This window comes from Streptomyces sp. SLBN-31 (assembly GCF_006715395.1).
GTDB lineage: Bacteria > Actinomycetota > Actinomycetes > Streptomycetales > Streptomycetaceae > Streptomyces.
This window is the reverse complement of the sequence record NZ_VFNC01000001.1, coordinates 3,907,534-3,926,775: the sequence shown is the minus strand read 5'-3', so window position 1 is coordinate 3,926,775 and position 19,242 is coordinate 3,907,534. Positions and strand designations below refer to the sequence as shown.

At 69.9% G+C, this 19,242-nt stretch carries 15 protein-coding genes and 3 pseudogenes; 11 read left to right on the top strand and 7 right to left on the bottom strand.

All coding sequences use genetic code 11. The annotated features are described in order from the left end of the window. Window positions 1-125 precede the first annotated feature (125 nt). The 4 genes and pseudogenes from FBY22_RS18200 to FBY22_RS44190 form a co-directional block, all read left to right on the top strand. On the top strand, window positions 126-581 hold the full coding sequence (locus tag FBY22_RS18200; protein WP_142146798.1) for a hypothetical protein: 456 nt from the start codon (window positions 126-128) through the stop codon (window positions 579-581). Between the two features lie 244 nt (window positions 582-825). Next, window positions 826-1,938: an acyl-CoA thioesterase/bile acid-CoA:amino acid N-acyltransferase family protein gene (locus tag FBY22_RS18195; RefSeq protein WP_160159894.1), complete on the top strand. Its 1,113-nt coding sequence runs from the start codon at window positions 826-828 to the stop codon at window positions 1,936-1,938. Window positions 1,939-2,490: 552 nt separating this feature from the next. Continuing rightward, window positions 2,491-3,069 carry a hypothetical protein gene (locus tag FBY22_RS18190; protein WP_142146794.1) on the top strand — a complete coding sequence of 193 codons (579 nt, stop codon included), beginning with the start codon at window positions 2,491-2,493 and terminating at the stop codon, window positions 3,067-3,069. Window positions 3,070-3,106: 37 nt separating this feature from the next. Continuing rightward, window positions 3,107-3,327: pseudogene (locus tag FBY22_RS44190) on the top strand (hypothetical protein); the annotation flags it as partial. A gap of 255 nt (window positions 3,328-3,582) precedes the next feature. Here the strand turns inward: FBY22_RS44190 and FBY22_RS18180 are convergent. The 4 genes from FBY22_RS18180 to FBY22_RS18165 are packed head-to-tail and all read right to left on the bottom strand — an operon-like array spanning window position 3,583 to window position 8,468. Further along, a complete protein-coding gene (locus FBY22_RS18180; RefSeq protein ID WP_142146792.1) occupies window positions 3,583-4,815 on the bottom strand; it encodes an XdhC/CoxI family protein in 1,233 nt (410 codons plus the stop codon). After that, window positions 4,808-6,925, bottom strand: coding sequence for a xanthine dehydrogenase family protein molybdopterin-binding subunit (locus FBY22_RS18175; protein ID WP_142146790.1), 2,118 nt, complete (start codon window positions 6,923-6,925; stop codon window positions 4,808-4,810). The genes FBY22_RS18180 and FBY22_RS18175 overlap by 8 nt, the downstream gene beginning before the upstream one ends. Continuing rightward, window positions 6,922-7,914, bottom strand: coding sequence for a xanthine dehydrogenase family protein subunit M (locus FBY22_RS18170; protein ID WP_142146788.1), 993 nt, complete (start codon window positions 7,912-7,914; stop codon window positions 6,922-6,924). The genes FBY22_RS18175 and FBY22_RS18170 overlap by 4 nt, the downstream gene beginning before the upstream one ends. Beyond that, window positions 7,911-8,468: a (2Fe-2S)-binding protein gene (locus tag FBY22_RS18165; RefSeq protein WP_142146786.1), complete on the bottom strand. Its 558-nt coding sequence runs from the start codon at window positions 8,466-8,468 to the stop codon at window positions 7,911-7,913. The genes FBY22_RS18170 and FBY22_RS18165 overlap by 4 nt, the downstream gene beginning before the upstream one ends. A gap of 155 nt (window positions 8,469-8,623) precedes the next feature. On the opposite strand from FBY22_RS18165, the gene FBY22_RS18160 reads away from it, so the two are divergent. From FBY22_RS18160 to FBY22_RS18145, 3 genes are all read left to right on the top strand, one after another. Continuing rightward, entirely contained in the window at window positions 8,624-9,235 is a 612-nt protein-coding gene (locus FBY22_RS18160; protein ID WP_142146784.1) for a TetR/AcrR family transcriptional regulator, read from the top strand. A 490-nt stretch (window positions 9,236-9,725) separates the two neighbouring features. Further along, the gene (locus FBY22_RS18150) at window positions 9,726-10,655 is read left to right on the top strand and encodes a helicase associated domain-containing protein (RefSeq protein ID WP_142146782.1); all 930 of its coding nucleotides are present in this window, start codon (window positions 9,726-9,728) and stop codon (window positions 10,653-10,655) included. A 199-nt stretch (window positions 10,656-10,854) separates the two neighbouring features. Beyond that, complete coding sequence (locus FBY22_RS18145; protein WP_399211328.1) at window positions 10,855-11,952, top strand: DUF3533 domain-containing protein; 1,098 nt, start codon at window positions 10,855-10,857, stop codon at window positions 11,950-11,952. Window positions 11,953-12,307: 355 nt separating this feature from the next. On the opposite strand, the gene FBY22_RS18140 is transcribed toward FBY22_RS18145, so the two are convergent. Both FBY22_RS18140 and FBY22_RS18135 read right to left on the bottom strand, forming a co-directional pair. Next, a complete protein-coding gene (locus FBY22_RS18140) occupies window positions 12,308-13,102 on the bottom strand; it encodes a maleylpyruvate isomerase family mycothiol-dependent enzyme (protein WP_142146780.1) in 795 nt (264 codons plus the stop codon). Window positions 13,103-13,408: 306 nt separating this feature from the next. Further along, complete coding sequence (locus FBY22_RS18135; RefSeq protein ID WP_260844916.1) at window positions 13,409-14,914, bottom strand: MFS transporter; 1,506 nt, start codon at window positions 14,912-14,914, stop codon at window positions 13,409-13,411. 130 nt (window positions 14,915-15,044) lie between these two features. Between FBY22_RS18135 and FBY22_RS18130 the strand changes: the two genes are divergently transcribed. The 4 genes and pseudogenes from FBY22_RS18130 to FBY22_RS18110 form a co-directional block, all read left to right on the top strand. Beyond that, a complete protein-coding gene (locus FBY22_RS18130) occupies window positions 15,045-15,482 on the top strand; it encodes a MarR family winged helix-turn-helix transcriptional regulator (RefSeq protein WP_142146779.1) in 438 nt (145 codons plus the stop codon). Between the two features lie 120 nt (window positions 15,483-15,602). Beyond that, window positions 15,603-16,010, top strand: a complete 408-nt coding sequence (locus FBY22_RS18125) for a methylenetetrahydrofolate reductase (protein ID WP_222127777.1) — start codon at window positions 15,603-15,605, stop codon at window positions 16,008-16,010. A gap of 631 nt (window positions 16,011-16,641) precedes the next feature. Beyond that, entirely contained in the window at window positions 16,642-17,103 is a 462-nt protein-coding gene (locus FBY22_RS18115) for an HIT family protein (protein ID WP_142146778.1), read from the top strand. Between the two features lie 330 nt (window positions 17,104-17,433). Continuing rightward, window positions 17,434-17,794: pseudogene (locus FBY22_RS18110) on the top strand (2-oxo acid dehydrogenase subunit E2); the annotation flags it as partial. Window positions 17,795-18,453: 659 nt separating this feature from the next. On the opposite strand, the pseudogene FBY22_RS18100 reads toward FBY22_RS18110, so the two are convergent. After that, a pseudogene (locus FBY22_RS18100) lies at window positions 18,454-19,242 on the bottom strand (alpha/beta fold hydrolase).

Below are 19,242 nucleotides of genomic sequence, written 5' to 3'. Positions count from 1 at the left end.
AGATCGTGCAGACCTTGGATTGGGGCGCCAGCACCGGGTAGCCCCAAATGCCGTCACTCGTCCGGCCGTCGGCGCGGATTCCTGGATCGGGTCACTGGCCATCAGCCTGCTGCGACAGTGGGATCATGACCCATCCACATCTGCCTACCACCGAAGCCGCCGTCACCGCGATACGTGAGATCGCGCGGGAGTACGGCCTCGCGATGACCGTGACCGACGACATCGGTGCGGACCAGACGTCGCGCCGCACCTCCGCCGGGGCATTCACTGTCCTCGACCCGGACGGCTCGCTGCCACACGAGGCCTTCATCGAGTTGGAAGGCTCCCCGGCTGTCACCGTACAGATCTTCCCGGAGGACGACGCGAAGATCAGTGTCGAGAACGTCGCCTTCCACGATGTTCCCCGCGACTCGGCCCCAGCCTTCCTGCGGTCCCTCTATAGTGGCCTGGCCTACGTGACGGGGCGGTTCTTCCCGCCCGGCGCATGGCTGACCGTCCCGTTGCCTGGGGACGAGACCTACAAAGCACCGATCCTGCGTGTGACTCTGACCCCCTGGCTCGCCCGCGCCATCCGGAGCTAAGCGCGAATCCAGTTCTGCGCGCAAACCCGCTCCTCCCCGACCTGGCCGCCGCCGCTGCCCCTCACCGGGTGCCGGAACGCCCGCGGCATGTCGCTGTTCGGTGCGCGGGCCGGTGAGGTGGCCGGAGCGCACGACGGCTCTGTTGACTGCCGTCCCTCTCCATGGGAGATGTGGGGGGAAGGTCGGGGGCGAGGGGGGCACGATGTATCGACGGAGGCCACTGTGGTGGGCCGCAGGTTTAGTGATGTCTGTGATCGTCATATGGGGGACCGCCGGGTGCTCAGTGGCGCGTCCTGTCAGTACCCGGGCGGTGATCACTGTTGACAGGCCGGTCGCCCTGGCCGATCAGCCTGTGCACATAAGAGTCACCCACCTCGCCCCGCAAGGCCGGATCGTCGTGCACTCCTCCGCGAGCGCGTACGACGGGCAGGTCTGGAAAGCAAAAGCGACCTTTGCCGCGGACGAGAACGGTGTTGTCGATCTCACCACGTCGCGGCCGGAATCGGGGACCTACCACAAGGTCGACGGCATGGGATTGTTGTCGTCGATGAGGCCGCCGTCCGGCGATCCCAACCTGGCCTCCTTCGCCCCTCTCTACCCAGATCTCGCCCCATCCTTCAAGGTGCGGATCGGTGTCACCGCGCACGGGCGCTCGCTTGCGGACCGCACTCTCACCCGCGTATGGGCGAAGCCGGGTGTCCGCGGCACGGACCTGTCCCTGGCGCACGACAAGGTGGTCGGGAAGCTGTTCCTGCCCCCTCCTGGAACCCCGCGCCATCCAGGAGTGCTGGCTTTTGGTGGATCGGAGGGCGGAGTCAGCATGAAGTTCGAGGCCGCGCTGCTGGCCTCCCACGGCTATCCGACGCTGGCACTGGGCTACTTCCGCGTGGCCGGTCTGCCCACGACCCTGCACGACATTCCGCTGGAATACTTCGCCACCGCTGCGCGCCTGCTGGCCGCACAGCCGTCGACAGACCCCGCCCACATCATCGCGATGGGCTACTCGCGCGGCAGCGAGGCCGCTCTGCTCCTGGCCGAGGACTACCCCCAGCTCGTCCACGGAACTGTCGTGTACTCGCCCTCCTCCAAAGTCATTCCAGGCTTCCCGCACGGCGGCAATGCCTGGACCTACCAAGGTCAGCCGGTCCCCCAGGACCTCATACCGCTGGACCATCTCAGCGGGCCGCTGCTGTCCATCGCCGGCGCCGACGACGCCCTGTGGGCATCCCCAGCCTTCGCCCGGCAGATCGCCGCCCAACTGCACGACAACCACGACCGCTACCCCCACCAAACCCTCATCTACCCAGGGGCAGGACACGGCGTGGGAACCTTCCCCTACCTTCCACGGGCCATCTGAGTGATCAACCCCACCTCCGGCCAGAAAGCCAAGCTCGGCGGGACCCGCGCCTCCGACGCCGCCGCACGCGAGCAGGGCTGGCCCCACGTTCTCTCCTTCCTCGCCAACACCCCCCACTGATCCCTGCAGACTGCCCCGGCGACGCAGTTGGGGACAGCAGATCTCCCGTGCTCGGCACTCGCCTGAGCGACCACCTGGCGCCGGCGCCCCGGCACGACAGAGACGAGACACCCAAGGTGCTGGCGAGACCCAGCGCGGCAGTGCGGATGACCGGCCACTGATCACCCACTCTCGACGACTTGGAGGGACCTGGTGGAAGGCATGGGGGGCGTGACCTGGACGCTGCCGGAGCCGATGCTGACCACCCCACTCCCCGCCCCCACTCCCCGCCGGGATGGGCCCGGGCAGCCGAAATGGGACGGTTCTCCAGACACCTTGAGATATCTCATCAGGTGCAACTCGGCAGACGTGAGGACTCGGCCCCGCCCGGAGATAGAGAGGCGTCCCCACCATCTGACGAGCGACACTGGGGACCTGCTGATCATGGATGCCGTGCTGGAAACCTATTCCGCCACCGACTTCGCGTTGTGGCCCGTAGCCGACCCGCCCGCAGACCACCTCCTGGCCTTGTCCGGCCTGCTGTCCGTGCAAGAGCTCGGCACCGCTATGGCAGTCCTGACCACCTACAACAAAAGCGGTGACGAGGCCCGGGCCCGGGGCCCCAAGGACAGCACCGAGCAGGTCAACCAGCTGCTGACCACTGACCAGATCATCGCGCCCGGCGGCATCCGGGTCCGGGACACCTCGACCGGAGTGACCGCACCGCCCGGCTGCTGCTTCGGCATGGAGAACTGGCGAGACTGGATGTACTGGATGTACTGGATGAACGGCGAGGAGCCCTGGCTCGGCCACGACCCCACGCCGCGCGCCGAGCACACTGGGGCGACCATCCGGCTGCGGCCTGAAGCGAAGCGCCCGGACGGCCTTGCCATCGAACTGCCGCTGGCCCGACTGCCCGAACTCCTGGGCTCCGTACAAGCCCAGCTCCTCGCCTTCCTGGCCGCCGTCGAAGAGTGGGCCACCCGGTACGCGGGTGGGATGGCGGGTGCGCCAGCGGTGCCAGTGGACTAGAGCGTGTCTCCTTGGTGGGTTGGTCAGTTGATCGGATGTGTCTGTCCGGTTAGTGATCACTGATGCAATGTGGGAGCGGATCGAGCCGTCGATGCCGGCCGATCCGGCCCGTGGACGACGGTGGGCCGACCACCGCCGACCCGCAACGAGCGCAACCCTTGTTCTGTGTTGCCAGCATGCCCTTCGGGACCCCTGGAAGCCGTCGCGTGGAAGTACCGCACCTGCTCGCCCTGGCGTGACCTGCCAGAAGAGCTCGGGTTCGGATCGCCGGTCGCGCAGGGCTTGCACGGTCGCGTGCGCCCGGTCGGCGGCGCGTTGCATCTCCAGGAGCTCTTCGAAGGTGTGTGTCACGAAGGGGCCAGGTCGCGGTCGCGAAGGGCGCCGAGCCGTGCGCTCAGTGCGCGTCGCCCCACTCCGGAGACGGCGACGTCAGGACTGCGCGTCGGCCGTGCGCCGTCGGGGCGGCTCGGACCCTACGGCCCACACGTACGTCGCGGCGCATGGCCCCGGCCACTACCGCAAGCTCGGCATGGACGTTCGCATCGGCGCGGTGCTCCGTGTCCAGGGGCCGGAGCTCGTCCCCGCGTCGTGCGTCTCCTCCTCGTGGTGGATCGGTCTGCCCGACCCGGTCAGGGGCGCGCCCGTTCCGCCCCGTTGGGTGGCGATGATCTCCGCCGCGATGGACAGGGCCGTCTCCTCGGGTGTGCGGGCACCGAGATCGAGGCCGATCGGCGATCTCAGCCGGGCCAACTCCCCGTCGGTCAAGCCCGCTTCCCGCAGCCGTCTTTCCCGGTCGGCGTGTGTACGCCGTGAGCCCATCGCGCCAACGAACGCGGCCGGCCTCCGCAGGGCCGCTTCCAGCAGGGGCACGTCGAACTTGGCGTCGTGGGTGAGCACGCACAGCACCGTGCGCGCGTCGGTCGCGGTGCCGCGCAGGTAGCGGTGCGGCCAGTCGACGACGACATCGTCGGCCTCGGGGAAGCGGTTCGTGGTGGCGAAGACGGGGCGGGCGTCGCACACGGTGACGTGGTAGCCGAGGAACTTGCCCACCCGTACAAGTGCCGCGGCGAAGTCGATCGCCCCGAAGACGATCAGGCGGGGCGGAGGCACGCTCGACTCGACGAGCAAGGTCAGTCCACCGGGGCAGCGCGAGCCGTCCGCCGACAGCTCGACCGTGCCGGTGCGGCCGGCGTCCAGCATGGCGCGGGCTTCACCTGCCGCCGCACGGTCCAGTTCCGTCTGCCCGCCGAGTCCGCCTTCGTACGAGCTGGCCCGGGAGCGCCGGGATGGCTCCCCTGCCGCTTCGCTCGGCCGCACCAGCAGGGCCGTGCCGAGGAGATCGGCGGGGCCGCGTACGACGCGGGCCAGGGCTGCCGGCTCGTCCCGGACGGCAGCCGACAGGGCCGACCGGAGCACCGGCCTCCCAGGCGCGTCCGTGCCGACCGGAATGACCATGATGTCGATGATCCCGCCGCAGGTCAGACCGACCGCGAAGGCGTCCTCGTCACTGTATCCGAACCGTTCGACGACCGTCTTGCCGTGCTGCAGCGCCTGGACGCAGAGGTCGTACACCGCTCCCTCCACGCAGCCCCCGGAGACGGAGCCGATAACCGTGCCCTCGCTGTCGACGGCGAGAGCGGCGCCGGGGCCGCGCGGGGCGCTGCCGCCGACGGCCACGACGGTGGCGACGGCGAACGCGCGGCCCTCCTCCATCCAGCGGTGCAGGTCCCCGGCGAGATCAAGCATGGACGCCTGCCATCAGGACTCGGTCGGGGCGGATCGGCAGGTCCCGGTGGCGTACGCCGGTCGCGTGCCAGACCGCGTTGGCGACGGCCGCGGCGGCGCCCACGATGCCGATCTCGCCGATGCCCTTGATGCCGACCGGGTCCTCGGGGTCCGGGTCGTCGATCCAGTCCGCCTCGATGGCCGGAACGTCGGCGTGGGAGGCGACGTGGTAGCCGGCGAGGTCGGCGCCGTAGTGGCTGCCCAGGGCCCGGTCGCGGACCGCCTCCTCGTGCAGGGCCATGGAAATGCCCCAGGTCATGCCGCCGACGAACTGGTTGCGGGCGGTGAGCGGGTTGACGATCCGGCCGGCCGCGAAGACGCCGAGCATGCGGCGCACCCGGACCTCGCCGGTGGCGGGGTCGACGGCCACCTCGGCGAACTGGGCGCCGAAGGAGTGTCGTTCCGTCCTGGCGAGGGCGCCGAGGGCCTCCGTGGTGTCGGACCGTACGGTGACCCCCTCCGGCGGGATGTCGGCGCCGAGGGCGAGCTTCTCCCGCAGCTCCTGTGCGGCGGCCATGACCGCCCACGCCCAGGAGCGGGTGCCCATGGAGCCGCCGGCGATGAACGCGGGGCCGAGGTCGCTGTCGCCGATGCGCACCCGGACGTGTTCCGTCGCGGTCTGAAGGGCGTCGGCGGCGATCAGGGTGAGTGCGGTCCGGGCGCCGGTGCCGATGTCGGCGGCGTTGACCCCCACGGTGAAGGTGCCGTCCGCCTCCGCCGTCACGGCCGCGGTGGACGGGCCGGCACCCGCCGGGAAGGATGCGGCCGCTGTGCCGGTGCCGAGCAGCCAGCGTCCCTCGCGACGCAGGCCGGGGCGGGGGTCACGGTCGGCCCAGCCGAACCTGCGGGCGCCTTCCCTGAAACAGGCGATCAGGTTGCGGCCGCTGAACGGCAGCCCGGACACCGGGCCCGCCGCGGGATCGTTGCGGGCGCGCAGTTCGATCGGGTCGAGACCGCACTTCTCGGCGAGTTCGTCGATCGCCGACTCCAGTGCGAACGATCCCGGTGCCTCGCCCGGCGCACGCATGTACGTCGGGGTCGGCACGTCGAGCCGGACGAGCCGGTTGGCGGTGTGGTGGGCGTCGGCGCCGTACATGGTCCGGGCGGGGCCGGCGGCCGATTCGATGAACTCGTGCACGGTGGAGGTGGCGCTGAGGGAACGGTGCTCCAGCGCGCGCAGTCGGCCGTCGGCATCGGCGCCGAGCCGCAGGCGCTGCCGGGTGGGGCTGCGGTAGCCGGTGAGGGAGAACATCTGACGGCGGGTCATGACCACACGGACCGGGCGCTGCAGTTCGGTCGCTGCCATGACGGCGGCCACCTGGTGTGCCCGGATGCCCTTGCTGCCGAAGCCGCCGCCGACGTGTTCGGAGCGCACCCGGACAGCGGACGGGTCGAGCGAGAACATCTGCGCGAGTTCGCTCGCGACCCAGAAGGTCCCCTGGTTGGAGTCGACGACTTCGAGACGGCCGCCGTCCCAGCGGGCGGTCGCCGCGTGCGGCTCCATCATGGTGTGGTGCTCTTCCGGGGTGGTGTACTCGGCGTCCACGACCACCGCGGAAGATGCGAGTTCGGCCTCCAGGTCGCCGTTCTCGATCACCGCCGGCCCATGGCTGTCGAGCGGGTACGCGTCGGGGTGCTCGCTGGTGAAGTCGACGTCGTGCGGCTCCTGTTCGTAGTGCACCACCAGCGCTTCGGCGGCCTCCCGGGCCCGTTCGGAGGTGTCGGCGACGACCAGCGCCACCGGCCAGCCGGCGTGCGGCACCCTGTCGTGCTGGAAAACGGCCGCGGTCGGGTCCGGAACGCCCAGCACACCGACGTACCCCGTCTCGACCCGCGGGGCGTTGCCGTGGTGCAGGACGGCTACCACACCGGGCATGGCGAGGACCTCGGCGGTGTCAATGGAACGGATTCGGCCGCGGGTGACTGTGGACACCACCAGGCAGCCGTACGCAAGGTCGGCGAACGGGATCTCACCGGCGTAGCGGGCGGCTCCGGTGACCTTGTCGCGGCCCTCCACGCGCGTGTGCGCGGTGCCGACGGCGTTCTTGCGTGCCGTGGGGGTGGTGGTCATCGGGCGGCCTCCTCGGTCAGTTCGGTCAGCACGGCCACGACGAGGTTGCGCATGAGGGTCACCTTGTATGCGTTGTGGGGCAGCGGTTTCGCCGCGGCGAGTTCGGCGTCCGCGGCGGCGGCGAAGGTCTCGGCGTCGGCAGGCGCTCCGGTGAGGACGCGTTCGGCCGTCGCCGCCCGCCACGGCCGGGATGCGACCGCCCCGAAGGCGAGGCGTACGTCGCGTACGACGCCGTCCCGGACGTCGAGCGCCGCGGCGACGGAGCCGATGGCGAAGGCGTACGAGGCACGCTCGCGCACCTTGCGGTAGCGAGATCGGGCGGCCACCGGAGCGGGCGGCAGCATGACGCCGGTGATCAGCGCGCCCGGCGGCAGCGCGGTCTCGCGGTGCGGGGTGTCACCAACCGGCAGGTAGAAGTCGGCGAGGGGCAATGCGCCGGGCCCGTCGGCGGTTTCGTACGACACGACCGCGTCGAAGGCGGTCAGCGCGACGCCCATGTCCGATGGGTGGATGGCCACGCACTGCTCGGAGGCACCCAGGATGGCGTGGTTGTGGTGCTCGCCCTCGATCGCGGGGCAACCGCTGCCGGACACACGCTTGTTGCAGGGCTTGGTCACGTCGGTGAAGTAGCCGCAGCGGGTGCGCTGGAGCAGGTTGCCTCCGACGGTGGCCATGTTGCGGAGCTGGCCGGAGGCGCCGGCCAGTACCGCCTGCGCCAACGCCGGATAGCGGCGGCGGACCTCGGGGTGGGCGGCGAGGTCGCTGTTGGTGACGGTGGCGCCGATGCGCAGGCCGCTGTCCGCCGTCACCTCTATGCCGTCCAGGGGCAGTTCGCGGACGTCGACCAGGCGGGTGGGCCGCTCGACGCCGGTCTTCATCAGGTCGACGAGGTTGGTGCCGCCGCCGAGGAAGCGGGCGTCGGGGTCGGCGTCCAGCAGGGCCAGGGCCCCGGAGACGTCGAGGGCCCGGTCATATGCGAACTCCCTCACGCTGCCGCCTCCTTGGTTTTCGCTTCCGCCGCCTGGGCCACGGCCTGGACGATCGACACGTACGCGCCGCAGCGGCACAGGTTCCCGCTCATCCGTTCCCGGATCTCCTCGGCGCTCAGGGGTGGTGGTCCAGCCTCGGGGCGGACGTCGTCGGTGACGGCACTGGGCCAGCCGGCCGCGTGTTCCTCGATCACCGCGATCGCCGAGCAGATCTGGCCGGGGGTGCAGTAGCCGCACTGGTAGCCGTCCAGGTCGAGGAACGCCTGCTGCACCGGGTGCAGTCGGTCGCCCTCGGCCAGGCCCTCGACGGTGGTGATCTCGCGTCCGTCGGCGGCCACGGCGAGTTGCAGACAGGACACCGCCCGGCGTCCGTCGAGCAGTACCGTGCAGGCGCCGCACTGCCCCTGGTCGCAGCCCTTCTTGGTGCCGGTCAGGTCGAGGCGCTCGCGCAGGGCGTCAAGCAAGGTGGTGCGGTGGTCGACGGGCAGACTGTGCTTCTCGCCGTTGATGTTCAGGGTGATGTCGCTGGACGTTGACGAGGGGGCTGGGGCCATGTTCAGCCTTCTTTCACGTGTCCTGGACACGTCGGGGCGTCAGTCCGACGCTAGAGTGAGCTCAAACGGACAGCTGTCCGCTATCGGTCGAACGTAGTGGACAACTGTCCGGTTCTCAAGGACCGCTTTCGGACACAAGCCGGCGAGGAGGACGAGTGCGGCAGAGGAACGACCCGCACCTGCGCTCGGATGCGCAACGCAACCGCGAACGCATTCTGGAAGTGGCCCTCACCGAGCTTTCCCGGGCTGCCGACACCCCGCTGAGCGCGATCGCCAAGAAGGCGGGCGTCGGCCAGGGCACGTTCTACCGGAACTTCCCCAACCGCGAGACGCTCGTCCTCGAGCTCTACCGCCACGGAGTACAGCAGATCGCCGACACCGCGTCCGTGCTGCTGGAGACCATGGAACCCGACCGCGCGCTGCGGGCATGGATGGACCACCTCGCCCGGTTCGCGATGACCAAGGCCGGCCTGGCGGAGGCGATCCGCCAGGCCCTGAGCACCTCGCCGGGGAAGGCGGCGAAACCGGGCCACACCCCAGTGACCGAGGCTGCCGGCCTTCTGCTCCACGCCTGCGAGGAGGCCGGCGCGATCCGTCCCGGCGTCACAGCCGACGACTTCATGCTGGCCATCGCCGGCCTGTGGCAGCTCGCCCCGCACGATGACTGGCAGCCGCAGGCGACACGCCTGCTGGACATCGTCATGGACGGACTTCGTGCGGGGGCGCCCGGACGCCGGAGCTCGTCCGGCCTATCAGACCGACGGTAGGCACCAGCGCCTCGTGACACGGTGCGGCCCGTGTTGGGGCCACCCCCGTCAGACCCCGACATGCAGGGGAAGGTCCACCGTGCCCGTCGTCGGCCCGGCGAGCTCGTCCAAGGACGCGGGCAGCCGACGCGCGTACTGTTCGCGCAGCATTTCGAAGGCGCTCGGTGTCGAGAGATCGGGCAGGCCCCCAGTATCGCCCCTCGGCCGACGCCCGCAGCACCGCGATGGACACATCGAGCACGACGGACAAAGCATCCAACCGGCCCTGACAACGGGTACAGGACCGGGGCGCGGGGCCTATCGTCCACGCTCCGCTGCGTGAGCAGTTCGGGCTCCGCACCCGACGGCGATGTCACAAGCCCAAGCCCAAGCCCCCCACAGCGACCAACACGCCAGCCAACTGTGCTGGTGGCGTGGACGGCTGGCCCGGGGGCGGTGACGGTGTTCGCGACATACACCTCGGTCGGGCTGGGCACTGTGCAGCGGGCGCATGCGGCAGCGCGGGAGCGGTGCGCAAGAGCTGCGGGTGCCGTATGTGTACGTCACCCCGGACGAGTGGGGCGCGTTCGGCTCGTATCCCCTGGGGGTGTTCCTCACCGATCAGCGCCGCTGCTACGCCGCCGGCACCCTCGAGGCCGGCCGCGTCGCCGAACTCGAGGCGCTGGGCATGGTGTGGTCGGTCCAGGCCTCCGCCTGGGAGGCCGGACTCGCCGTGGCACAGGCGTCCGCGGACGCGCACGGACACTTCCTGCCGCCGGCCACCGCGGTCTGGGGCGCAGACGGGTTCCAGATCGGGGTCTGGGCGAAGAACCAGCGCGCAGCGGCCCGCAAGACCCCGGAGAACGCCGCACGACGCGCGAATGGGGAGACGGGCCTCTCGTATGCCGGGGAACTGGCCCAGGAGCGGATGGAAGCGCTGGACGCCCTCGATCCCGGGTGGGCCCTGGCGGGGTGGGACGTGGCCTGGCAGCGCTGCTACCGGCTCACCCTCGCCCAAACCCGCGCCAGCGGCACCCTCCCGACCGCGGTGGGTGAACTCATCGTCCAGGGCGAAGACCTCGGCGCCTGGATCGCCGCGCAGCGGGCCGGATGGGAACAGCTGACGCCGGCGCAGCGGTTCCTGCTGGAGAGCGCCGGCATCGACCCCGCGGCCGCGGGCGAGACCGTAGCGCCGGGCCGGCGCAGTCAGGACGAATGGTGGGCCACCCACCTCGCAGCCGCACGCCAGTTCCACGCACGCGAAGGCCACCTACGGGTGCCCCGCAAACACACCGAAACAATCCGGGCGAGCGGAGGCGGCAACGGCGGCCAGGAGACGGTCGTCAAACTCGGTGCCTGGATCGACAACACCCGCCGCAGAGCGGCCAAACTCACCCCACAACGCCGCACCGACCTCGACGCGCTGGGCATGCGCTGGTAGCCACCGCCGGCACCCCCTGGGCCCTCTCACCCCCAGCACGCTGCCACTTCTCACCCGATGTCACAAACACCCACACACGACGCCCCTAACCCACCACCCTGACCAGCAACACCCGAGCTCTCAGGCGAGAAAGACCGACGACAAGCACATGCCAAATCGCACCTTCGGTGTTCTGGCTCATTCGGGGTACATGCGTGCCATGAGCGCCGACTCCCCCTCGACCTCCGCCGCCCCTGCCCGGGGTTTCCCGGCCGAACTGCGGGACGCCATCAGCTTTCGTGCCTTCGGGCTCGTACTGGGCGGCCTGCTGATCCAACTCGCCTTCACCGTCTCCTATCTGGGCGCATTCCACTCCCCCACGCCGCACCGGATTCCGGTGGCGGTGGTGGCCCCGCGGCAGGCCTCGGCGCAGATCGTGGCCAAGCTCAACGGGCTCGACGGCGACCCGGTGAAGGCGACCGCCGCCCCCGACGAGTCCGCCGCCAGAGAGCGGATCATGGACCGTAGGGCGGACGCCGCGTTCCTGTTCGACTCGACCGGCACGAAGGACACACTGCTGGTCGCCTCTGCCGGCGGCCCCTCGGTGTCACAGACCGCCTCACAACTCGCCCAGAAGATCGAGGCCGTGCAGAAGCGGCAGGTCGCGGTCATCGACATCCAAGCCCCCAACAGCGGCGACGGGCGCGGCATGACCTCCTTCTACCTGGTGCTCGGCTGGGTGATCGGCGGCTATCTGACGGCGACGATCATGACTATGTCCGCCGGTTCTCGACCGGCCAACCGGCACCGGATCGTGATCAGGCTGACGGTACTGGGGTTGTACGCGATCGTGTCCGGGGTCGCCGGCGCGGTGATCGTGGGCCCGGTGTTCGACGCGCTGAGCGGTCACTTCTGGGCGCTGACCGGGATCGGCACGCTGGTGGTGTTCGCGTCTGCGGCGACCTCGCTCGCGCTGCAGACGCTGCTGGGCATGCTTGGCACGGGGTTGACCATCGTGCTGTTCGTGGTGCTGGGCAACCCGAGTTCGGGCGGTGTGTACCCCTCGGTGCTGCTGCCGTTCTTCTGGAGTGCGATCGGACAGGCGCTGCCGCCGGGCGCGGGCACCACGCTGGTCCGCAACACCGTGTACTTCGACGCGCACGCCACATCGGTCGCCTGGTGGGTGCTCTCCGCCTACGCGGTGGGCGGTACCGCGGCCGCTCTGATCGCGGCCTGGTGGCGGGAGCGACGCAAGGCGGCGGCCACCGGCGCCGTTGGATCGGAGGACAGCGGACCCGACCCCCTGCCTGCCGGGTGACGGCCGTAGCGACCTGCTGGAAGCATCCCTCGCATGGCTCGCCTTGGAATCGAGAGCAGCGCCCACTTGGGCCGAGAGTCGCTGGGTAAACGCCCCCCTGCCGAGCTCATTGGTGCCGGCCCCTGCACCCTCCCACCGAGCGAAGCCCGGATGCCTGAGGTGGGTCGGCACCGAACCGCCGCGTACACCGGCACGCCTGTGCCGACCGACGCATGCGGCAGGCTGCGACGCATCTGGCCAGTCGTCGAAGCCCCTGCAGCCTTGCGGGCCACAGCCCTGACGGGTCAAGATCTGGCAGGCCGGCCTCACTTGATCATCTTCCCGGTCTCACGCCGTCACCGGGAAAAGGGCCTTTTCAGAAGGCCGAGTTGGAGAACCACTGGGCCAGCAGGCTCTCGTCGCCCTCGTGCGAAAGCTCCTGTGCGTCGTGGGCCAGCCGGCCGTAGACGAGCAAGAGCAGGTCGGCCGCGGCGCCCTGGACGGTTGCGTTCGCGGTGTCAGTGGCCGGGTGGCCCGTGTCGAGCCCGAAGCCGTCGGGCCGCAGGCGCACCAGCCAGTCGTCGTCCCCGTCGGTGGTGCGGAAGCGGATAGTCCGGTCGGGGCCGCGCAGGTTGGCCACCTTGGGGGCGAAGAAGGAAGCGAAGGGCAGATTGACGAGGAACTCGTCGATCCCGTCGACGGCGAGCGGGCGGTCGATCGTGGGCCGCAGGCCGAGCGCGAGCTCGGCGTCGGCCCGGTGCAGCAGGGTCTCGAAAAGCATCCGGCGTGCCCAGAAACGGGCGTGCTGATCCGCGCCCCATGCCCACATCGGAAGGTTCGGGTCGGTGGCTGCGAAGGCGTCCGCGGCCACGGTCTCGCTCTCGGCCAACCAGTCGGCGTATCCGTCCTCCTGCTCGGGGAGTCGCAGGTCCACCTCGCGCCCGCGCGGGGGTTCCTGGATGCGCGTGTGCAGCAGGACCGAGAACCAGCGCTGGACGCTCCCTGTGTGCTTGACCAGGTCGGCCAGCGTCCAGCCGGGACAGCTGGGCACTGCTGTCCCGAGGTCGGCGTCCTTGACCGCTGCGACGAACCGGGCGGTCTCCTGCGCAACCGCCGTGCGGTGTTCGGCAGGGGTGAGTGCGGCCGCGTTGGTGCGGTCGGGAGTTTTCATCGTGTCGTGCCTTTCATAGAGGGTTCGGATGTCACCCGAGCGCTGGTCGAGGAGCGTTCGGGTGTGTCCGACGAGTCGATGTGCGGCGGGGCATTGGCCGGCCGACACCGCCGCACGGCAGCGGCCGGACCCCCGCTCGAGAGGGAGCGGCCCGAGCACCGCACGAGAGGGAGCGGCCCGAGCACCGCACGAGAGGGAGCGGCCGGTACGGCTCCGACGAGCTCGCAGTCGCCCCCGTGACTCCCCCGACGCCTGACGTCAGGAGTAGCGCCTGCCGTGCCGGTCGGCAGCCGGCACGAGGCCCGGTCACACGAGTTCGGCGCCGGCTTCCGCCTCCGCACGCCCCTCGGCCCCGGATTCCGTCACGTTCCTCGGTACGGGCGTGTGGGGTGCCTGCGCCCTGATTCCGACGAGGGCTACGACGACGACCAGGACGAACGCCGCTCCGGCGAGGGTAAAGCTGATCGTGAACTGGCTCTCCTGGGGCAGCGCGGGCATGCCGTGCGGAAGCCGGATCGTTTTCGACGCCAACAGCGAGGTGATCACCGCGCTTGCGACGGCGCTGCCGACCGAGCGGGAGATGGAATTGATGCCGTTGGCAATCCCGGTCTGGTGCGCGGGCACGCTGGCCACGATGAGGGCGGGCATTGAGGCGTAACCGAAGCTGATGGCCAAGCCGATGACCATGCCCGCGCCGATTACCGAGGGGGTGGTGTCGTGCGCGGCGCTCAGCCAAGCGAATCCGAGCACTCCGAAGCAGGCGCCGGCCGCCAGGGTGACGCGGGCCCCGAGCCGGCGCACCATGACGCCGCCGAACTGAGCACCCAGAAGCGAGACGAGTGTGGTCGGGAGCAGGTACACGACGGATGCTTGGAGCACGGAAGCACCGAAACCGTAACCGGCGACGTCCTCGGGCATCTGGACGAGATAAGAGACGCCGATGAACTGGGCGAACATGGCAAACCCGAGCAACAGTCCGGCCAGATTGGTGAAGAGAACGGGCCGGTGGGCGAACATCTTCATGTCCACCATCGGTTCCTTGACCCGATTTTCGCCCACGACCCACACGACCGCCATGGCGACCGCCCCGCCGAAGGAACCGAGCGTACGGCCGGAGGCCCAACCCCACTCCTGCCCCTGCGAGATGGGCAGAAGCAGGAGCACCAGGAGGGCCGCCAGGGTCAGCGCCCCCAGCCAGTCCGTCCTGCCTCCCGTCTTCGTCCGGGAAGCGGGCACGGTGAACAGCACACCTGCCAGCGCCGCCACGGCCAGCACCACCGCGAGCCAGAAGACCCGGTGGTAGTCGGGGTCCGAGCCCCGCGTGAGGAGCCCAGCGCCGACCAGCGCGAGCCCACTGCCGAACGCGAGTGTGCCACTGACCAGGGCCATGGCCCCATGCAGCTTCTCGGGCTTGATCTCTTCGCGCAGGATGGACAGGGCGAGCGGAAAGATCGCGGTCGCCGCTCCCTGCATCACTCGGCCGACGATCAGCCATGTCAGCGAGGTGGTGGTGGCGGCGAGCACCGAGCCCGCGATCATCACGACCAGAACGCCGACGAGGGTGGGCTTCTTGCCGTGCTGGTCGCCGAAGCGACCGAGCAGCGGAGTGAAGACGGCGGCCGACAGAAGCGTGGCCGTGGTCACCCAGCTGACGTTTGCAGTGGTGACCGCCAGGTCGCTCTGGATGATGCCCAGGATCGGGACGACCAGGGTCTGCATCATCGAGACGACCATGGCGGCAAGCCCTAGCACCAGGACCACCGCGGTGTCCGCCGAGCGTTGCCGGACCGCCGCATGCTGCACGTGAGACACGAAACTCTTCCCTACCTTCAGACCCCGAAGAGCTACTTAAGAACCTCGAAGCTTGAGAACTTCAAGTAATGGACGAACCGTAGCCAGGAATATTTGAGATCGTCAAGTTTTCCGGGGTAAGGTGACGTCCATGACAGCAACGCCCCGCATCGGCACCGCCCAGCTCATGGAGCTGCTCTCGGTGTCGCTGGGTGCCTACTACGGCGACTTCACCGTCGCCGCCGCGAGCGAGAACCTCACGGCCAGCCAGGGCAAGACACTCAACGTGTTGCGCCGCGGACCCGCTTCCATGAGCGTCCTGGCCATCACGCTGACCTGCGACGCCTCCAACATGACCGGGATCATCGACCGGCTGGAGAAGCGCGGCCTGGTTCGCCGCGAACCGAGCTCCTCCGACCGGCGCGTCAAGAACGTCGTGCTCACCGCCGAAGGAGAGCGCGTCATCGACGTGATCCGCGGGAAAATGCACAACACGATCGCGGGCCTGGACAGACTCAGCCAGCAGGAGCGGGACACCCTCTACGGGCTGCTGCAGCGCACCTTCAACCGGCAGCCCGACATCGCCTGATTGGAGAGCAGGGGAAGTAGGTGGCCGACGCCATCCACCTGCGCGCACTCAGCGGCTCTCCGGCGGAAGCCAACCGCTTTCGCCAGAGAGCCGCTGAGTGGGATGACATCATGCGCACGCATGCTGCACAAGCAGGACGCCGGCTGCGAATTCTTCGTCTCCCAGGTCTGCTACGACCTGGATCACACCCGCAACCTGCTCTCCGACTACACCCACGGCTGCCGCGACCAGGGCCTGGACCCGAAGCCGGTGGTGCTGACCCTGGCCGCGTGCGGGTCGGTGAAGACCCTGGAGTTCATGACCTGGCTCGGTATCGAGGTCCCGCGATGGCTCCAGGCCGAGATCACCCGCGGCGACCCCCTCGCCGTGTCGTACGAGCAGTGCCTCCTCAATGCCCGGGCCCTGATCGCGTACTGCCGCCGCCTCGGCATGCCTTTCGGGATCAACGTCGAGAGCCTCACCAACCGCAAACTGGAGATCGACGCCTCCATCGACCTCGCCCGGGAGATCCGCGACCTGCTGGGCTGAATCATCGTCAGGTGGGTAAGCGGTCGTCGCCTGCATAAGCTTGTTCTTCATCTCCCGGCCTCGAATGGCGTCCAGAGCTGAGTCGCTCACCAGGGGATTCGCCGGACGTGGGGGCCTCGGTCCGCAGCGGTGTCGGCGCACCCGCCCGGCGCGGCAAGGTGCACCCCCTGGTCCCGCTCCTGATGCTCGCCCTCTCGCTGCCCTTCATAATGATCTTCCCCGCCCTCCCCGGGCCGCTGTTCGGCGTCCTGTTCCGCGTCATCGGCGCGGTACTTCTCTGCACCTCGGGGACACTGGACCGCCGTTCAAAAGACCACCGGCGTACTGCTTACCCCCGTCCTGCCGAGCGCCGTCATCGCCACCGGAAATCTGTCAGGCGCCGTGGCAGGCACCACCCCCGCCTTTGTGGCCAACCTCGTGACGCTCGCGCTGCCGGCCGGCACGGCGACATGGCTCTGGCGGGTGCGCCGCGCCTGAGAGGGGTCGGCAGTCCCGGGTGCGGAACGGCCGGTATTCGCCTCGGCAGCACTGTGGGACACGGTCGGCCGCATCATCCTCGGCACTGGCTCTCACCCTCCTCGTGAGTAAGGAGGAGTTGGGTGGGGGAGGAACGATGCCGCATGCTGGCCGTATGGGGTTGTTCGCTGCGGATCCGGCCTGCGTCTTCTGTGACATCGTCGCAGGCCGGGTTCGCGCCAGCCGGGTGTACGAGGACGCCCGAGTCCTGTCCTTCATGGAGATCCACCCGGCCGCGCCCGGAGATCTCCTCGTCATTCCCAAGGCGCATGCCGCAGGCCTGGAGGACATCGACCAGACTTTGACGGCGCACTTGTTTCAGGTCGTCCATCTGCTGGCGCGGGCACTGCGGCGCTCCGAGCTGCCGTGTCAGGGAGTGAACGTGTTTCTCGCCGATGGCGAGGTGGCCGATCAGACGGTCTTCCATCTTCACGTGCATGTTTTCCCCCGTACCGCCAACGACCGGTTCCGTTTGGAGGTCAGGTGGCTGGATCGGTCCCGAGCAGAGCTGGATGACGACGCCGCACGGGTGAGGGATGGCCTTGCGCGGAGCGGATACCGCTACGGACATCCGTGAGGTAGCCGCAAAGGGGCTGGTGACCCGGTGGTCTTAAGCCCGGCATGTTCGGCTGAGCCGGCCGCTCCGGCCCGGCCGAACACGGTACGTCGCCCGGCCACCCCGGCCGCCGGTCGGGCGACGGCCCCCGGCCGCCCGGTGCCAGCTCCGCCCCGTCGGACGACGACGCCAAGATCCGACATGACGCACTCCCCCGCCACGGACGGCGCCACCCCCACTGCCTGTCCCGTTCCTCCGGATCGCTGGCGCCCGCGGTCGGTGGACCCTGCTCGCCACGGTGCTCGGGTCGAGCGTCCTGGTGCTGGGCTCCACCGTCACCAACGTCGCGCTGTCGCGCCGGCCGTCCACGACCTGGCCGATCGGGCCCGCGGCGGGCACCTCACGCCCGACGAGGTGACGGGCTCGACGTTCACGATCTCCACCACGGGTTCGCGCGGCGCCCTGTTCGACACCGTCATCGTGCCGTCGAAGGAGGCCGCGATCGCCGGTGTGGGCACGACGGTCAGGCGGCCCCCGGTCTCCGCGACGGCGACGACGAGGCCATCGGCCTCCGGGACCTGTGCACCTGTCGCTGTCGGACGACCGCAGGCTGGTGGACGGGGCGGCCGCGGCCCGCTACCTGACCTCGGTCAAGGCGATCCTGGAGGGCGCGGCGTTCGACGATGACCTGTACGCCGACAGGGTGCCGTAGGACGACGGACCCCGCACGCGGCCGGTCCGCGGAGCTCTTCCCCGGAGGAAGGCGACGCGGGCCGGCCGCGTGCGGGGTCAGCGTGTCGGTGCCCCATCGAGCGCGGCGAGGTCGCGAGTTCCGGGCCCATGCGGTGACGGAGTCGCCCTCCCGCGTGCGGTGCACGGGGACGTCCGCGTGGCGCAGGGTCGCGTCGATCCGTCCGTCACCCGCCAGGTAGAGACCGTAGAGGGTGTCCCGGCCGCCGCTGAGCGCGTGCCGTGCCAGACCCACTGCCCAGTCCACGGCTCTGCCGGGCGTCCTCGACCAGCAGCGCGGCCTCCACGGAGTGTCCCGGCATCAGGCGGCCGACGGCGATGTGGCGTCGGGTGATGTCCTGCACGGCCAGATGGAGGGGCCCAGGGCGCGTCAGCAGTACGGGCAGATACGTGCCGGGGTGGGGCATTGCCCAGTGGTAGCGCTCCAGGGTCTGCGCTGAGCAGCAGAGGTGCAGGTGAGCTCGGCGAAGTCGATGGGGGTGATCCGCGGTTCGCAGCGCACGAGTTCGTCCTTGCACGTCCGGGGCAGGTGCGGTCGGTGGAGCGGGTCGCGGCGACAGCGCGACGAGCCGTACGGCGGGCGACAGCGCACCGTCCGCACGGCTCGTCCGGCGTCGGGTGTCAGCGCACCGCGTCAGCGGCGTCCTCGATGACCTCGGTGACCTTGCCGGGCTTCGAGACGCTCACCGCGTGCGAGGACCGCACCTTCGAGGTGTGGGCGTGGGCCCGCTCGGCCACGAACTCCTGCACCGCGGGCGGGATGTTGAGGTCCTGCGTGGCGACCAGGGCCCAGGAGGGGATGGTCTTCCAGGCCGGTTCGGCCGCGGCCCCGGCCAGGGCTGCGTCGGTGATCGGCCGCTGGGTGACGGCCATCAGGTCCGTCGTGGCGCGGGGCACGTCCGCCGCGAACTGATGGCGGAACTCGGCGTTCTGAATCTATAGGTCATTGACCGGGGAGCCGCCGGCGTTCGTGGTCGGCACCGGGCGCAGCGCGTCGCCGAGGGTACTGCCCGGGAACTTGCCCGCCAGGTCGGCCGCGCTCTCCCCCTTGTCCGGGAGGAAGGCAGCGAGGTAGCCGTAGGAGTGCCCGGGCGAGAACGATGGGCCCGTCGATGCCGGCCAGGACGTCCCTGAGGTAGGCGGAGTCGCCGCTCAGAGAGCGCAGCGGGTTGGCGACGGCGACCACCGGATAGTGATCGTGGCGCAGTCTGCGGATGACGTCGTTCCAGCTCGTGGAGTCGGCGAACGCGCCGTGGACGAGGACGACGGTGGGCTTGGGCGCCTCGGTGGCGGGGCCCTTGTCGGCGGCAGCCGAACCGGTCGTGGTGGTGAACAGCCCGGCGAAGCGCTCGCGGTGGCGAGGGCGGTGAGTGCGGTACGGGCTCGGCTGGTGCGGATGGTTCGGTTCAT

Bases quoted from the DNA above. Each gene is read 5' to 3' on its own strand.
- FBY22_RS18200 (WP_142146798.1), top strand. From the start codon at position 126: ATGACCCATCCACATCTGCCTACCACCGAAGCCGCCGTCACCGCGATA.
- FBY22_RS18195 (WP_160159894.1), top strand. From the start codon at position 826: ATGTCTGTGATCGTCATATGGGGGACCGCCGGGTGCTCAGTGGCGCGT.
- FBY22_RS18180 (WP_142146792.1), bottom strand. From the start codon at position 4,815: ATGCTTGATCTCGCCGGGGACCTGCACCGCTGGATGGAGGAGGGCCGC.
- FBY22_RS18175 (WP_142146790.1), bottom strand. From the start codon at position 6,925: ATGACCACCACCCCCACGGCACGCAAGAACGCCGTCGGCACCGCGCAC.
- FBY22_RS18165 (WP_142146786.1), bottom strand. From the start codon at position 8,468: ATGGCCCCAGCCCCCTCGTCAACGTCCAGCGACATCACCCTGAACATC.
- FBY22_RS18150 (WP_142146782.1), top strand. From the start codon at position 9,726: ATGCGGCAGCGCGGGAGCGGTGCGCAAGAGCTGCGGGTGCCGTATGTG.
- FBY22_RS18145 (WP_399211328.1), top strand. From the start codon at position 10,855: ATGAGCGCCGACTCCCCCTCGACCTCCGCCGCCCCTGCCCGGGGTTTC.
- FBY22_RS18140 (WP_142146780.1), bottom strand. From the start codon at position 13,102: ATGAAAACTCCCGACCGCACCAACGCGGCCGCACTCACCCCTGCCGAA.
- FBY22_RS18130 (WP_142146779.1), top strand. From the start codon at position 15,045: ATGACAGCAACGCCCCGCATCGGCACCGCCCAGCTCATGGAGCTGCTC.
- FBY22_RS18125 (WP_222127777.1), top strand. From the start codon at position 15,603: ATGCTGCACAAGCAGGACGCCGGCTGCGAATTCTTCGTCTCCCAGGTC.
- FBY22_RS18115 (WP_142146778.1), top strand. From the start codon at position 16,642: ATGGGGTTGTTCGCTGCGGATCCGGCCTGCGTCTTCTGTGACATCGTC.